General features: G+C 36.6%; 16 protein-coding genes and 1 pseudogene. 3 read left to right on the forward strand and 14 right to left on the reverse strand.

Annotation, left to right across the window (positions count from 1 at the left end; genetic code table 11):
- Positions 1-380 precede the first annotated feature (380 nt).
- The 3 genes and pseudogenes from ACIQ0C_RS13980 to ACIQ0C_RS13990 form a co-directional block, all read right to left on the reverse strand.
- Positions 381-1,637 (reverse strand): cation:dicarboxylate symporter family transporter, encoded by a 1,257-nt coding sequence (locus ACIQ0C_RS13980; protein WP_402844151.1) that lies wholly within the window; start codon positions 1,635-1,637, stop codon positions 381-383.
- 986 nt (positions 1,638-2,623) lie between these two features.
- On the reverse strand, positions 2,624-4,057 hold the full coding sequence (locus tag ACIQ0C_RS13985; RefSeq protein WP_403060841.1) for an alanine/glycine:cation symporter family protein: 1,434 nt from the start codon (positions 4,055-4,057) through the stop codon (positions 2,624-2,626).
- Positions 4,058-4,540: 483 nt separating this feature from the next.
- A pseudogene (locus tag ACIQ0C_RS13990) lies at positions 4,541-4,684 on the reverse strand (IS110 family transposase); the annotation flags it as partial.
- A gap of 499 nt (positions 4,685-5,183) precedes the next feature.
- On the opposite strand from ACIQ0C_RS13990, the gene ACIQ0C_RS13995 reads away from it, so the two are divergent.
- The gene (locus ACIQ0C_RS13995; protein WP_403060844.1) at positions 5,184-6,005 is read left to right on the forward strand and encodes an alpha/beta fold hydrolase; all 822 of its coding nucleotides are present in this window, start codon (positions 5,184-5,186) and stop codon (positions 6,003-6,005) included.
- 22 nt (positions 6,006-6,027) lie between these two features.
- Positions 6,028-7,239, forward strand: a complete 1,212-nt coding sequence (locus tag ACIQ0C_RS14000) for a SpoIIE family protein phosphatase (protein ID WP_403060847.1) — start codon at positions 6,028-6,030, stop codon at positions 7,237-7,239.
- A gap of 708 nt (positions 7,240-7,947) precedes the next feature.
- On the opposite strand, the gene ACIQ0C_RS14005 is transcribed toward ACIQ0C_RS14000, so the two are convergent.
- Together ACIQ0C_RS14005 and ACIQ0C_RS14010 are read right to left on the reverse strand one after the other, a co-directional pair.
- Entirely contained in the window at positions 7,948-8,403 is a 456-nt protein-coding gene (locus ACIQ0C_RS14005) for an MBL fold metallo-hydrolase (protein ID WP_403060850.1), read from the reverse strand.
- 464 nt (positions 8,404-8,867) lie between these two features.
- The gene (locus ACIQ0C_RS14010; protein WP_402841613.1) at positions 8,868-8,969 is read right to left on the reverse strand and encodes a hypothetical protein; all 102 of its coding nucleotides are present in this window, start codon (positions 8,967-8,969) and stop codon (positions 8,868-8,870) included.
- On the opposite strand from ACIQ0C_RS14010, the gene ACIQ0C_RS14015 reads away from it, so the two are divergent.
- Positions 8,935-9,819: an iron-hydroxamate ABC transporter substrate-binding protein gene (locus ACIQ0C_RS14015; protein ID WP_403060853.1), complete on the forward strand. Its 885-nt coding sequence runs from the start codon at positions 8,935-8,937 to the stop codon at positions 9,817-9,819. The genes ACIQ0C_RS14010 and ACIQ0C_RS14015 overlap by 35 nt on opposite strands.
- A 277-nt stretch (positions 9,820-10,096) precedes the next feature.
- Here ACIQ0C_RS14015 and ACIQ0C_RS14020 read toward each other — a convergent pair whose 3' ends face one another.
- From ACIQ0C_RS14020 to ACIQ0C_RS14060, 9 genes are all read right to left on the reverse strand, one after another.
- On the reverse strand, positions 10,097-10,381 hold the full coding sequence (locus tag ACIQ0C_RS14020; protein ID WP_403060856.1) for a hypothetical protein: 285 nt from the start codon (positions 10,379-10,381) through the stop codon (positions 10,097-10,099).
- Positions 10,382-10,525: 144 nt separating this feature from the next.
- The gene (locus tag ACIQ0C_RS14025) at positions 10,526-10,825 is read right to left on the reverse strand and encodes a contact-dependent growth inhibition system immunity protein (protein ID WP_403060859.1); all 300 of its coding nucleotides are present in this window, start codon (positions 10,823-10,825) and stop codon (positions 10,526-10,528) included.
- Between the two features lie 17 nt (positions 10,826-10,842).
- Positions 10,843-11,406 carry an RNase A-like domain-containing protein gene (locus tag ACIQ0C_RS14030; RefSeq protein ID WP_403060862.1) on the reverse strand — a complete coding sequence of 188 codons (564 nt, stop codon included), beginning with the start codon at positions 11,404-11,406 and terminating at the stop codon, positions 10,843-10,845.
- A 344-nt stretch (positions 11,407-11,750) separates the two neighbouring features.
- Positions 11,751-12,218, reverse strand: a complete 468-nt coding sequence (locus ACIQ0C_RS14035; protein ID WP_403060865.1) for an immunity protein YezG family protein — start codon at positions 12,216-12,218, stop codon at positions 11,751-11,753.
- 112 nt (positions 12,219-12,330) lie between these two features.
- The gene (locus tag ACIQ0C_RS14040) at positions 12,331-12,843 is read right to left on the reverse strand and encodes an Imm6 family immunity protein (RefSeq protein WP_063593421.1); all 513 of its coding nucleotides are present in this window, start codon (positions 12,841-12,843) and stop codon (positions 12,331-12,333) included.
- Positions 12,844-12,859: 16 nt separating this feature from the next.
- A complete protein-coding gene (locus ACIQ0C_RS14045) occupies positions 12,860-14,884 on the reverse strand; it encodes a ribonuclease YeeF family protein (protein WP_403060869.1) in 2,025 nt (674 codons plus the stop codon).
- Entirely contained in the window at positions 14,881-15,171 is a 291-nt protein-coding gene (locus ACIQ0C_RS14050; RefSeq protein WP_403060872.1) for a YwqI/YxiC family protein, read from the reverse strand. Before ACIQ0C_RS14050 ends, ACIQ0C_RS14045 begins: the two co-directional genes overlap by 4 nt.
- Entirely contained in the window at positions 15,171-15,599 is a 429-nt protein-coding gene (locus ACIQ0C_RS14055) for a YwqH-like family protein (RefSeq protein WP_403060875.1), read from the reverse strand. Before ACIQ0C_RS14055 ends, ACIQ0C_RS14050 begins: the two co-directional genes overlap by 1 nt.
- A gap of 239 nt (positions 15,600-15,838) precedes the next feature.
- On the reverse strand, positions 15,839-16,087 hold the full coding sequence (locus ACIQ0C_RS14060; RefSeq protein WP_403060878.1) for a hypothetical protein: 249 nt from the start codon (positions 16,085-16,087) through the stop codon (positions 15,839-15,841).
- Between the last annotated feature and the right edge of the window lie 192 nt (positions 16,088-16,279).

Genomic DNA, 16,279 nt, shown 5'->3' on the forward strand with positions numbered 1-16,279 from the left:
TAGATTAATATTTGATCAAATTGATAATAATGACCTTGATAAACAAAAAAAGAAAGAGCGTGTTTTGAAAAAAAGATTGATCAAAACACGCTCTTAATATATTCAATTCAATCATTCTTTTATAAAAAAGTTTGTTCACTTCTGGGATCCTTTCTCAATAAAAGCGCCCGATTGCGGAAGATTGATATATAACATATAGTAACCAAAATTCAGGAATCACTCTGGATTACTTGCTTAGATAAAGAGTCCAACTCTAATCTTGAAGTTTTACACAAGAACCAAAAAAACATTATCGCGGTGATGGTGTGGGTGAAACTTCAATCATTTAGGTTATTTCTTCAAAGAGAATTCCGATTCGTATTCTTAGTCATTAAACTCGGTTATGAAACTTTATCCGACTTTATTCTCACTTCATTAAATTGACCTTCCCATTTAGAGATGACGATTGCCGCAAGAGAATTACCGATAACGTTTACTACAGTACGTCCCATATCAAGAATACGGTCGATACCGGCAATAAATGCTAAACCTTCAATAGGAATGCCGACAGTTCCCAATGTCGCTAAAAGAACTACGAAGGATACACCCGGTACACCCGCAATCCCCTTGGACGTGATCATTAACACTAGCATTAGCGTAATTTGCTCATACGCACTTAAATCGATTCCGTACATTTGAGCGATAAAGATAGCTGCTAACGCTTGGTATAATGTAGAACCATCAAGGTTAAAGGAGTATCCAGTCGGAATAACAAATGTAGCAATATGTTTCGGACATCCCGCTTTCTCCATTTTTTCCATGATTTTCGGAAGAACCGATTCTGAACTTGCTGTAGAGAAAGCAAGAATCAATTCCTCTTTTAGAAGTTTAATCAACGTAAAGATATTGAATCCTACAAATTTTGCAATAAGGCCCAGAATGACAATTACAAAGAAAAGCATTGATCCGTATACAGAAAGCACTAACTTACCTAACGGAATTAAAGATTCCAAACCGAACTTGGAGATAGTCACACCGATTAATGCAAATACACCGATAGGAGCGAATTTCATGACCATGTTAGTTAGGTAGAACATTCCTTCAGCCACACCTTGGAAGAAACGGAATACTGGTTTACCCTTTTCACCTATGGCCGCAATACTTAGTCCAAACAACACGGAGAAGAAAATGATCGCTAGCATATCGCCTTCTACCATGGCTTTAACTGGATTGGATGGCACGATGTGTACAAGTGTATCTACGAACGATTCATGCTGTTTAGTTTCTGCTGTATCAACATAAGTGGAAATGTCTGTTTGTTCCAGATTTTTCATATTCACACCAGCACCAGGCTGGAGAATATTCGCTGAAATTAAACCAACAGCAATCGCAATCATAGTTACGACAACAAAGTATGATAATGATTTAGCACCTAGTTTACCTACCGCTTTCAAATCACCTACACCGGCAACTGCAACGATAAGGCTGGATACGATGATCGGCACTACAATCATTTTAATCATTCGTAGGAAAATGTCTCCGAATGGCTGTAAAAAGCTTTGGGCCGACTCATTACCATAAAAAATGGCACCAACGATAATCCCTAGAATTAAACCAATGAAGATTTGGCTAGCTAAACTTAATTTGAATTTCTTCATTTTACTTACCTGACCTTTCCTTTTTCATTATGTTTAAGCTCTTTTTACTTTTTGACCTTTGCTACCTGACTCTGAATCCCCTAACGATACCAATGTTAATAAAAACTTAACTTTTCATTTACTTTATCATCGAAACTACATCATCCTACAAAAAACTACAAAAACTCACATTTATTATTTAAGAATATTCTGAAATGTAAACGCACCCATGTTTGTATAATTAATGAATCCGACTTCTATCGTTTCGTTACAAAATAATGAAAGTGAAAGAATTATTTCAAGTTAATTCGATTATAAGTGATACATGCTCCTGAGTTTTTTTGCAGTTCTGTCATCTTTTGACGGATCACGGCAAAATCAAAAAAACTTTGTAGCGTAATTTTCCACCTAAAAAAGAAAGGCTATTCAATTGCTCCATCTAAACAACAAACTGCATAACCAGTTAAAATAACGAAATAGTACATTTACGCCCTTCGAAAAAAATGAGAATATGGAGGGTTTTTTTAGCATGGCCTTTTTACTAATGTGTTTTCATACAAAAAAGCTGCCTTAAAGACAGCTCCGACCTTCAGCTAAAGCGCCAGTTAGTTTAAGTACACTCTTTCACAATCAATAAATAAAAAAAGCTGTCCTAAAAGACAGCTATTCATATATATTAGTTTGAAATAATTGGTACAAATTTAAAAATTTACGGTAACAGAAAATAGTTAAAGTAAATGATATTAAACTCCATTGATAAAAATATGTTCCATAATGGTTCTATCTGCGGTTGTTGTAATACCGTCAGCGATTTTTATCCCTAAAAAATTTTAGGGTCACCCATTCCTCACAATGGACTATAGATATAGTCAGTCATTCACACATAACCTTCGTGTCCCTCTAATGGTACTTCCCACAGTACTCAGGGGATTTTTCGTGTGTTCTGTCAACATTAGAGCTAAATGAACCGGTTCGCTGGGGATATTAGTTTTAGCCGTTCTTTTTTATTACATGGCGTTTTCCTTTTTAAAAGTGGTAGCATCTTGAGAGTGCTCCCAACATTCAAGATTTTCAAGCCCTTTAATGCTGTCTTTATAAAAAACAGGATCTTGGCCAGCTTTTTTCTGATTCACATAATCACTTAATGCTGCAAAAGCTACTTTTGATAATAAGAAAACGGCAATTAAGTTTACGATAACCATCAAGCCCATAAATATATCTGCTAATTCCCATACAAGCTCGACCTTTGCAATCGAACCGAATACAATCATGGCGAACGCGCCTATTCGATATAAAATCAACCATACTTTACTTGAGTGTAAAAATCGAATATTTGTTTCCCCATAATAATAGTTACCAATTAATGAACCGAATGCAAATAGGAAAACAAAGATAGCGAGACAACCTGATGCCCAGGAACCAATGTGTTCACTTAATGAAGTTTGTGTAAGTGCAATGCCAGATAGCCCTGGTTGTTTATAAGCATCCGAAAGTAAAATAATAAACGCTGTGCTTGTACAGATGATCAGTGTATCCGTCAATACGCCAAATGCCTGAATAAGTCCTTGTTTCACCGGATGACTTGTTTTAGCCGTTGCAGCAACGTTTGGCGCACTCCCCATCCCCGCTTCATTCGAAAATAAGCCACGTTTAACCCCATTCATGAACGCAGCTCCGATTGAACCGCCTGCTAGTTGTTCAAAGCCAAACGCGTTATTAATAATAAGAGAAAGAATTTCCGGCATTTTGGTAATGTTCATTGCTATGACGAATAATGCCATTCCAAGGTATAACACACCTAGAATCATAACCTTGTATTCAGAAATTTTTGCAATACGCTTCACCCCGCCAAAGATAATCACAGCGAAAGCAAGTGTCATGAGAATCCCTACAGTTAAACGATCTGTGCCAAATGAGTTCTCAAAAGCAATTGTAACGGTATTTGATTGTACAGAATTGAATACAAGACCGAAAGAAAGCGTAATTAAAATGGAGAATAATACTCCCATCCAACGTTTGTTTAATCCTTTTTCCATATAATAGGATGGACCGCCTCGGAAACCAGTTTTATCTTTTACTTTATATACTTGTGCTAACGTACTTTCAATAAAGCTGGTTGCTGAGCTAATAATAGCAATAATCCACATCCAGAATATCGCTCCAGGACCGCCTAATGCAATCGCAATCGCAATTCCCGTGATATTACCTGTTCCAACGCGAGCCGCCATACCAATACAGAAAGCTTGAAATGGGGAAACGCTGTCTTTAGAACTAGTTCTCCCCTCCATTAAAACACGGACCATTTCCTTTAACATTCGAACCTGTACAAATTTTAATTTAAATGTGAAATAAATCCCACAAGAAACAAGCATAATAACTAATAATTTTGACCAAAGGAATTCATTTGTTACGCCAACTACATCATGTAATAATTGTTGCATTCTAACACCCCTCATAAAATTTACTAGCTTAGAAGATACCTAGTTTCTTCACTGTAAAAATATCAACTTCATCAACTGATGAATTCCCACAGTCGTAAACAACATTAATTTTTTAATGATAATGGCTCCTCTATCTCTTATTACAATAAGTTTTTTAAAAGAAAGTATTCAATTCGCAATCATTTATTCAATTCGCGTACTTTCCTTGTAATTATAGTAATAAAAATATAATAATTCAAGATAAATTATAGATGATTATTTCATTAAGATACTTATTTACAGCTCTTATGCAACTAATTGCCCCAGTTGCATAAAGAAAAAGCTGCCTTAAAGACAGCTCCGTTCTTCAGCTAAACCAGCTAATAGGATGTCAATATCTTTCTCTAAATTTTCATTTCCTTATGATATACTATTTTTGGCCATGCCAAATAACCCTCCAAAACCCTTTTAGAAGGATTCTTCTCTTTTTCATAAAACCGTTAATCAGGCTATATCTAGGAACATTTCTTTTCTCTTTAATAGAGCGTAAATCCAATGAAGCAACTTATTCATACAGGCAACGATTGACACTTTGGGAGGTTTTCCTTCTGATTTTTTCTTATCATATCTGATATGTCTCAGTTTTTGTTTAAAAAGAGGAAGCAAAACAAAAATGACCAGTTTTAGTGAGCATCAATAGAATTGTAATATTTCGTGTAAGACCTAATTCCTATTTCACTAGTAACATTTCCTTTTTCATTTTCATACAAGTTACCCATAATAAAAATCCCTATTTCATCTATTAAAATATAAACATAAAATAGGGTTTAAATCCCCACTTATCTCTGCTCTACTCTAGAGTAGTGGAATGAATAACATCATGACCATATATTTCTTAGCGATCTAATCAAAAAATCCCTCGTAGTTCCCCTATACATAATCCCTTTTTATAATGAGGCTTTCCAAAGATCAATTATCAAGGAACATTGTCGACCATTTCCGGGTATAAGAGGTCGTGTATACGTCAATAGTCTGAAACTCCACCAAGTGTATACCTCTCTCCCCATTCCTAAAGTGTAATTCTTTAATTCGAATAAGGTTAGTGTTAACATATAGTAAGTATATCTTCTAAATGAAGGAGCCAATCATGAATCCCAATATTTTATTGCGTAATAATGTAAAGGTTAGAGGAAAAGGTACACGACCAATGATATTTGCACCAGGTTTTGGTTGTGATCAAAATGTCTGGCAATCCGTTGCAAAAGACTTCGAAGATGAATACCATATTATTCTATTTGACTATGTTGGGTCTGGTAATTCAGATATACAGGCATATAACGTGGAAAGATACAGTACTCTTGATGGGTATGCACAAGACGTAATTGATGTTTGTTCCGCATTAGACCTAAAAGATGCTATATTTGTTGGTCACTCTGTTGGATGTGTGATTGGCATGCTGGCATCAATTAAACATCCTGAATATTTTTCTAAACTTGTCCTGGTTGGTCCTTCCCCTTGCTACCTGAATCTCCCTAATGATTATTATGGAGGATTCGAGAAAGAACAACTTTTAGGATTGATTGATATGATGGACAAAAATTATATTGGCTGGGCAACCGCCTTTGCGGGAACGGTAATGAATAATCCAGATCGCCCAGAGCTTAAACGGGAGCTAGAGAATCGTTTTTGTTCTACTGATCCCATTATCGCACGACAATTTGCGGAGGTTACCTTTTTTGCAGACAACCGTAAAGACCTAGAAAAAGTAAAAATACCATCACTCATTTTGCAATGTTCTAAAGATGTTATTGCTCCGTCAGCAGTAGGTGAATATATTCATAAGCATCTTCCTGATAGTACATTGAAAATGATGAAAGCAACAGGACACTGTCCACATATGAGTCATCCTGAAGAGACGATATACTTAATCCGACAGTTTTTGGATGAATTTCCGACAAACGATTTATAGAAAGAGATGGGTGTGAATTTTTGTGAATGAACAACTAAATGAGGCACCCTGCGGATATTTAACTTTATCAGAAGAAGATGCTATTTTATCCGTTAATCAAACATTACTTAAATTATTGGGATATAATCTCGATCAATTGAATGGGCAGCATATTAATTATATCCTTTCGGCTTCTGCTATACTCTTTCATCAGCTTTATCTGGTTCCTCTGATTAAGTTAGAAAATCACATTGAGGAAATATATATATCCTTAAAGTCTGTAGATGATGAAGAAATACCAGTGTTACTCAACGCCGTTCAAAGAGAGCGAGATGGAAGAACCATTATTGAGTGTGTGGTGATTCCAATGCGCAAAAGAAACGAATTAGAAAATGAGCTTCTTATAGCGAAAAAAGAGGCAGTGACCGCTCTAAATGCTAGGAATAAGGCTTATGCTGATTTAGAGATTGCTCATGAAACGGTGAAAATGCAAAAGAATAAGCTGATTGAATTGAACGAAAAAAATGAAAAATACAAAGTAGATACAGAAAGAGAACTGGATCTTGCCAAAAAAATCCAAGAGACACTATTACCAGTTCCTATTATGAATGAACATCTTGAAATTCAAGCGTATTATAAAGGCTCCAATCAATTATCGGGTGATCTATATGGATTTTACCAAATTGACGCCCAACGGTATGGCCTTATCCTACTTGATGTGATGGGGCACGGGCTTTCTTCATCCCTAATAACCATGTCACTTCATTCCATATTTGAGAGATTAATTTTAAAAGGTTCAGAAGTGAAAACTGTGATGAAGGAATTAGAGGATCATCTTCATTCTTTATTCAAAAACACAAGTGAATCTTCGCATTATTGCACAGCCGTCTACCTTTTAATCGATACTGATAAGAGAGAAATTAATTATATCAATGCAGGCCACCCTTCCGTTCTTTTACAGGATATAAACGGAAAACAATATGAGTTGCGTTCTAATCGGCCACCACTCGGGATGTTTGAAGATATAATTTTTAATACAAATACCCTTACATACAGCAAGGACAGTAAGCTTTGCCTTTATACAGATGGAGTGGAAGAACCTTTAGGTTCAGACCGTTTATGCTCATTGTTAAAGACCTATTCGGCTGCCCCTTTATCTACACTTAAGGAGGAAGTTATACAATCGCTCAGATATGAAGAAGAGACACACCAACGTAAAGATGACCAATGTCTTATATTAGTTAAACTAAAATAAAACATTGGGGTTGTGCTATCTGTTACATAAACTAATACAAGTTACTGTTCAATTTCTTGGAAGTTCGTATAGTAGATACTATGTTCGATACGCCCTTTTATTTAAGAATTAAGTTCAATGAACTTTTATTATTCTATATCCCTTGCTTAAAAACACTCAGCCATATCGGTTGAGTGTTTTTTCATCTTTACATATTTTCAGCGCATTCCCACTAATATTATCCCACTCTCACCAATAACTGTATGTCCAAATAAAAAAGGCAGCCACTAGGACTGCCTCTGTTGAACAACTTTTTTTCAGTCATTCATTTAGTGATTAATAAAAACGGCGCTTGTTTTTTTTGCATTTACATTTACATTTACAACGCTTTCCAGGAAACCATACTGTACTTGGGTCATTGTTCTCAAAACATTTTTCTTCATAACAACAATTTAGCTCCATCCTAACACCCTCCTTACTATTGTATATGCATGGACTGATGGAAGGTGTGGACAAGTTGCTAAAAGTTTAGAAGTGAATGCAAATTAATTCATTTTTCATGATCCTGGAATTTCCAATGTATGTGGGAGCAAACTGTAATCTCCCCAAGTTTTTTGGCCAGGAATAACGATTTTCGCATCTTTAAACACATACATTAAATTCTTCATCGTATTTGGCCAAGCTTCCCTGTTGGCTTCATCAATGATCCCGGATGTTCCAGCGCGAAAATCATATCACCAAATAATAAGTTATACTTTGGCAGCCAGATTGACAGGTTATCAGAAGTATGGGCTTCCCCGGGGAAGTATATTTCAATTTCATATTCCCAACCTTTAAAGTCGATTCCATTGAATCTACTGAAGGATCATGCATGGGATAGTTGAACTCTTTTGACAAACTTGCGGTTTCAGGAGTACTTACCGTTTTTATCTTTTGATCCAATAATGCCTGTATACCACCGATTCTTTCGTATTTATGGTGAGTGTTTATTGCCAGCTTGACAGGTTTATTGAATTCCTTTTTTATCATATGCAATAATTGCTTAGCCAGTTTATCGTCCCAAGTAGCATCAACTAAGACGATTCCTTTTGAAGTACTTAGAACCAGACCATTCGCATTATTACCTTGGATTTCCGTATATGTTGTATGTACCCATGCATCCTTTTTTATTTGAGTTAGAACCACTGATCCATCCTCACTGGGTATTACCCTTCGTTTTGATTTAATTCATGTTCCAAAGCCATTGTAGTAATAAAAAACAAAAACTTGCTAACAAGACTAAAAATCCTTTTTAAACTTCTTCATATAATTCTTCCTTCTTTATAGTTATATTTATAGAATTATATATACTTCCAAATTTCAGTTCAAATAAGTATGATTTCTCAACCATTAGACCATAACATAGTTATGTAAACAAGTATTAATCAAATAGAACATTATAGATTAATAAAAATTTAACAGAAGACTTCAACATCAAGTATTTAACGACGCAGGCAGAAAATGATGACTGGGAACACTGCAATTTTTAAGTACACAGAGTTTAGTCATCTGGCGAAAGTTATTGACAATGATTATCATTACTATTAATATATTGAAGTATTCATTGAAAATGAATATCATTATTAATTAGACATTTTTTTGATATGTTTTTAACCTACTCTATAATTAATAAGGAGAAAAATCAGAATGAAAAAGCTATTCATCCCCTTCCTACTCTTGTTCGTCCTTATTCTTAGTGCTTGCGGGAACAAAGAGACAGCGAACGAAAATAATGCATCCAAGGCTAAAAAAGAAACAGTTACATATCAATCAGAAACTGGCCCTATTGAGATTCCTAAAAACCCAAAAAGAATAATTGCTCTCTCTAATGGACCTAATGTATTGGCTTTGGAAGGTAATGTCGTTGGGATAGACCAATGGACTAATATGAATCCACTTTTTAAAGAAAGACTAAAGGGAGTGGAAGTCGTATCAGAAGATAACCTCGAGAAGATCATTGAATTGGAACCGGATCTAATCATAGCGGGATCCGAGATGAAAAATATTGGAAAGTTAAATGAAATTGCTCCAACTGTAGTATTCACTTGGGGAAAATTAGATTATTTATCACAGCAAATAGAAATCGGAAAACTCTTAAACAAAGAAAAGGAAGCAAAAGAATGGGTTAATGATTTCGAAACGCGTGCAGAATCCGCAGGAAAAGCGATACGTGCAAAAATTGGTGAAGATGCAACCGTTTCTGTAATTGAAAATGATGCTAAGGAGTTTTATGTATTCGGCAATAATTATGCACGCGGAACAGAAATATTGTACCAAGCAATGGACTTGAAAATGCCTGAAAAAGTAAAAGAAAAGGCACTTAAATCCGGCATTTATGTCCTCTCATCTGAAGTGCTACCTGAATATACTGGAGATTATATTATCTTTAGTAAAAACCCGGACGTAGTTAATTCATTTGTGGAAACAGAAACTTGGAAAAATATACCTGCAATTAAAAATGATCGTATATTTGAAATAAATAGTAAAGCATCCACCTACAGTGATCCAATCACTCTAGAGCATCTTCTGGAATTTTTCGAAAAGTCATTTCTTAAAAAATAGTATGCAACGAAAGGAATTCTTTAAATGAGAATTCCTTTCTTTAATGTGTTTTACACTTGAATTCCTTCTTAGAAAAAACAAAAAACAGCTGTTGCATAAAAGGCAAACAGTGTTAAATCTAAATCTAGCTGATATTCATATCAACAATGAAAAGACCTTAACTTTTGAGCCAAGGTCATAAAAATAACAAGCTTTTCTTGTCTTTCATTATTCTTTTTTAAGGTATTCTTCTAAAATACTCTTATCATATTCAGATTCAGGTAAAAGGCCTAAACGGTTATATTCCCAAATGGATTTCTTCCTTACCTATTTCATTACCTATATTTTTTAACGTGGTTTTTCCTGATCTCGCGATGTCTGTTATTGCAGCTTGAACCTTCTGAACCTGCTTTTGCGCAAATTCCTTGCTGTAAGGGGCGAACTTTGTACCACTTGCTACTATATCTGCGACCTTCGCCGCACCTGCCACACCGCCGATTCCGAGTGCCATCAACAGTCCGTTCTGGCGCTGTTCCTCGGTTAGCTGGTTGCCGGAACATGTCTTTGCCTGTGGCCGCTTCACCGAGGCCGTTGGCTGCGAGGAGTCTGTATATTCCGTATTCGGTTTTCTGGAGGAGGCTATAGTCCTTCAATCACTATAATAAAAGGACCTTAACAACATACGTTAAGGTCCTTTTGTTTTCACCCAAGATTGTTACAAAAAATACTATTTTGATTTCACAGCTTCTTTTATTTGTTCTACGACATTATTAAGCCACTGTATAGGAGTTAATCCAATTGCGGGAAAATAAATTTCAGCATTAGTTTGAATATAGTTTTCCTTTTCTTGTTTTGTTCTATTACTAGTTAGAAATTCGTCACAATACTTTATTGTAAAAAGCAAACATTCTTTATTAGCTTCGTTTATAAACTCAGCTAATGCTTGTTCAGGCGAACTAATATCCTGGTGGAATGTTCCACCTAAAAAATCTTCTAACTCTTCTAAGTAATTATAACTTTCGTCCATTTAAATTCCTCGCTTCATTATTTTTCTGGATATCCTGTTAGAATAAAATTACTGTTTGAATCCTTTTTAAGTACAATTTTTGCATTTGTAACATTCTCTACAACTTCGGAGTTTCTTGATACACTTCTACCAATTATCTTTCCATCACCCTTGTATCTTAATGGTAATGTAGGTCTACTATTAGGGTCTGAAAGCCACTTTTGTATTTTCTCAATATTTTTGGGATTGTTTAAGACTGTATAAGCAACTTTCTCAGCTGTAGGCCTATCTATAAAAGTAGAAGAACCAGTAATTCTTGGATTATTTCTTATCCTTTCTAATAATTCTTCATCAGTTTTCCCAACATGTCTTTCAATCAAATGCCCACCTCTTGACTCATGTACAGCCAGTCCACCTCCAGGTGCAAGAGAACTCTTATCTCCTGGTTTAACATTATCTATACCCTTAGAAATACTCTCCCCTGATACACCCTCTACTTTGCTATCCTTCACCGTGAATTTCTGATAGGCTTCCTTAATTGTCTGTTTTTCCATTACAATTTGGGGAAGGTTTGGTCCTCCTGCGAGGGAAACTTGTTCCATACTTATTCGTTTAGGTATTTCTTTTTTACCTAGTTCGTCACCTATATTTTTTAACGTGGTTTTTCCTGATCTCGCGATGTCTGTTATTGTAGCTTGAACCTTCTGAACCTGCTTTTGCGCAAATTCCTTGCTGTAAGGGACGAACTTTGTACCACTTGTATTTAATCACGATGTCTGAGATCAGTAAATCCATATTCTTATCTATATATCTTTTTTAGACCTAACGGCCTTTTATCTGAGAAGCCCGATATAACTTAAAACGATACATAATCTATTTCTACAATGAAAAGACCTTAACTTTACCGTTAAGGTCATACAAAAAAACAAGCTTTTTTTATCCTCCATTATTCTTTCTTGAGGTATTCTTCTAAAATACTCTTATCATATTCAGTTTCAGGTAAAAGACCCAAACGAGTATATTCCCAAATAACCCTTCTTTCGTGATCATCTGCATCTGATAAATCTTCATAATCATAGTCAACCTTAAATTTTCCTGTACTTTCTAAAGTAATAGTTAAATTGGTCCATTGTTCTTGATTATTATCTTTAAATTCATCTGATAATTCTTTTAAAACCTTTATTAACCTCCGCCATGTATCTCTATACTCTATTCTACTAATACTATGTAATTCAGGGATATCGTGACTATATATGAGTTTATCATTAATATTAGACTGATAGAAAAAGAACGCAGTCCCTGTCCCCTCATTAACTTCTCCATACAAAATTACTTTACTCCATTCTTCTGGAATCATCTCATTTACAGTTTGAGCTATTTTCAGGTAATATTCATTTAGTTTTGATTCATTCATTTTTTATCCCCCTGCTCTATTTTCAATTTTTCTTAACATTCCCAGGTTCACCTAAAAAGTATTGTTAAGTAAAAAAACCTTCTCCCTTAGGAAGAAGGTCTATTGTATGTTGTTAGAACAACGGTAAACTACCCCTTTTTATATAATTATAGTTTTCAATATTATGGTTTAATGAGTAGTTTTCCAATAAGTATTTTTTTACATTATTTAGACTTTCAATATTAAAATAACCAGATTCAATTGCATTTTCACCTAATATTCTTAACGTTTCATCATCAATCACTTCAATCACTTGAGGAACAAAGTCTCTTTTTTCCTTTTTATATGCTTGATAAGTTGTATAAGAAACAGCATCTAAAACTGAATACCATGCATATTGTTTTTGTACATCCTTTTCTTTATTTGCAAACTCAGCTACATCTACATAATCTTCGCTATCTATATAGTTACACAAATCATCAGCATCGATTTTTTCACCTTCTAGCCATTTCCAACAGGAATCTAGAGCTTCTCTACCAGTTTTATATCCGAGTTCATTCATACTAATTATATTATACATATTTTCAGCTATTACTAATCCTACTGCAACCTTAGCCACTGCATTGAGATTATTGATAAAATCCATAACTATCATTCCCTACTTATTTTCTTATTTTAACCACATTTTCTGGCAACCCATTTATTACCTCAAAGGATAATGTATCTCTTGGATATGGTAAACTTGGATTTATTTCAGTCGTTACCTTAATTTTTAAATTAGGATACATATCAGTCATTTGCTTAAATATTCCTCTTTCATCATTTGGAACAGAATCAAACAAACCTTTTGTACATTTATTACAAATTCCGTTTGGATTAGACTGATGGATATATAGTGTTCCCTTCATATCTTCTGGTTTAAGTCGTGCTTTTTTAACAGCATCCTCAAATTCAGCTATTATACCTTCTTCTGCATGATCCATGAACTGGGCATGTCCTCTTATTGCTCTATTATAAGGAGCTTTAATTTCACGACCAGGATATAGTTCATCCAAACTTGGTAAACCTGCTTCTTTTCTAACTTTGGGAGAGCCACCCTCAAATACTATACCTTCTAAACCTTTTATATCCGTTTTTCCAATAGCAATTGTTTGAGTTTCAGGAACACCTAGTTTTTTTCTAAGTCTTTCCAAGTCTTCTTTCCCAACGTTAATATCCGATTTACTTCCAGTTCCATTTACACCCTTACCACCATCACTCTTCACCGCAAACTTCTGCACGATATCCTTAATCGTCGTTTTATCAAATGTGACATGTTTATAGTTGTTTCCATACGCCGTCGCTAATTCTTCGACCCTAATCCGGAGAGGTACTTCCACCTTGCCGATTTCCCTGCCGAATGCTTGAACCTTCTGAACCTGCTTTTGCGCAAATTCCTTGCTGTAAGGGATGAACTTTGTACCACTCGCTACTTTATCGGCGACTTTGGCTGCACCAGCTACACCGCCGATTCCGAGTGCCATCAATAGTCCGTTCTGGCGCTGTTCCTCGGTTAGCTGGTTGCCGAACATATCTTTGCCTGTGGCCGCTTCGCCGAGGCCGTTGGCTGCGAGGAGCCCGTATATCCCGTATTCGGTTTTCTGGAGGAGGCTAAAGCCTTTTGTCGTTTTATAGGCATCGAGCGCATGGTCCGCTGCGTTGAGCCCTTTGGCCGTTTTGTATAGGGCGCTGCCGCCTTTGATGGCCCGTCCGGCCCAGCCGACGACGGGGATGAATCCAGCGGCGGCCATGGCGCCTGCGGCGATTCGTTCGGCATCGGACAACTTGCGGCCCGTTACTGGATCGACTCCGGTCGAGGCCCTGATAGAATCATAATATCCCGTAAATTCCCCTGTAAAGGTTTTTGTCGTATCCCAGGCCTTTTCATACCATGGACGGTTTTCGAGTTCTTCCATTTCCTGTTCGATTTTCCGGGCTTCGGCTTGCTGCTTTTTGAAGGTTTGATAGTCTTTCATCTGACCGGCGACTTCATCCTTCACTTGATAGACGTCACTGCTCTTGAATGCCGATTGATTGAATGTCATCGGCGAAACGTTTCCATCCTGTTTGGTGGCATCAAGCAAGGCACGGAAGAGGCCAACGGCCACGTTTTCCTGCCCAATGGACACATCATATTCCTCGACCAATTGCCTGTCCACATTCTCGACCTTTGTCACGGTGTCATCCAGTCTATGCCCGGCCAGCGTGATTTTTTCATTAAAGTCCTTTTGGTCGAACATATCGAGAGGCAGGATATCGTCAATGCTGTTCAGGATCCTTTGGAGATCGTTCGCTTGTTGATCGACAAGCGACTTCGCTTGGTTGATGCGGTTTGAGACTTCGCCATCTAAAAAGGGAACCTCGACCACTGTATTTCCGGAGAGGTCCGCCTCTTCCAGACTGGCCGGAATGCCTTCCAAAAAACTGATTTGGGTCGTGAATAGTTCCATCCAGGTGTCCGCCACCTCGATTTGCGCTTCATAGAAGCTTTTGATGGCGGTAGCACCGGCTCCCTGAAACTCGTTATCCAGGCCGACGATGCCCTGAAATTCCTTTTTCAGGGCTGAGACTTCCTTCTTTAGTTCTTCATATTGCTTGGCGCGCGACTTGGTTGCGGCCGTCAATGTCTCGGCTTCATAAATTTTCATCGCGTAGGGTACCCATGTGAAGACGCATGGGCGATGGCTTCATCCTGTTCTTTTAATAAGTCAATGTTGGCACGGGTATCTTCCACATTTTTCTGGACGATTTTGATATATTGTTCAAAGACCTTCTCCAGGTTCGTTTCCCGGTCGATCCATTTCGAAGTGAATTCCAATTTATTGTTGCCAAGCTCGCCTGCCGGCAAATTTCCAAGCGTGACTGTACCAAGTGCCGTCTTCACCTGATCGACTTGCTTCATTACGGCAGGATGATTCAGTTTGATTGTCGTCATTAAAACAACCGCCTTTTTAAATCGGATATTTTACTTTCCAGCTGCTCAAATGCCTCTTCGCCTTTATTCAAAAGGGAGTCGGCTTCTTGGGCTATATTCCCCGCTATACTCAGAAGCGTATTCTCGGCATTCAGCTTTGTAATCATCGCCTCGATTTTCCATTGGTAATCATCATAATCGTCATGAATGATACTGAACATCACATAATAGGCATCATGACGGGCATCCTGAAAGTGATCCGAACGGTTCCCTGTCCAGCTGCCACCAAGCTCAGGGTCTTTTATTTTCCTAATCTCGTTAAGACACATGCTCTGCTCTTTTATAATATCGTTTTTCGCATTTTCTAATCGTTCAATTTTTACATTTAAATCAGCTTTTTTACTGGAGATAGCAGAGTGTATATTACTCAGAATATCTGCATATACCATGAAACTCACCTCAGAAACAGTATAATCCTACACTAAATGTCATATTTTCCTATTTAATATTATAAGGATTATAGTCCGAGAGTTAAATAGGGAGAAATATGCTATTTTGTCAGGTGAAAGAGAAGTTTGGCATAAAAAAGTTCCTACATACCATATTCTTTATACCCGGCATTTTACCAATTTTAAACAAGTTAACAGAATGTCATCTAATTAGATTCTCTATAAAAATTTCCAACACTTCATTCAAATTGCCCTTGACTGTATCTGCGCAGCAAGTCATTTCGAACAAATTCCCTGCAAGAGGAAGATAAATGTGACCGCTCGGGATGTATCAAATCACCAAAAGGCAAATCACTAACAAATTTAACTTCACCTTCAAAATCCTGTCCGGATTCAGCATCAAAACCGATGACCTTCACAAAGCAAGTTTTGTGTCCGGTTTTCATAAAATCAATTACTGTTAACACATGATTATGTATATCATTCATTCTTTTTCCCTCCAACCATGAAATCATTAAGTAAAGATATTTTTTACTGGCATTATAATAAAGGAACCGATTAAAACAATCATGGCTTAGATCGCTAAGGTGTTAAAACATTGGAAATAGGCACTCCTGCTTTCCATGAATTACTTTATTTTTCTATGTATTTTGTTCAATCTACCCTTATTGAGCTGACAT

Source organism: Peribacillus sp. NPDC096448, assembly GCF_044762675.1.
Taxonomy (GTDB): Bacteria; Bacillota; Bacilli; order Bacillales; family DSM-1321; genus Peribacillus; species Peribacillus frigoritolerans_B.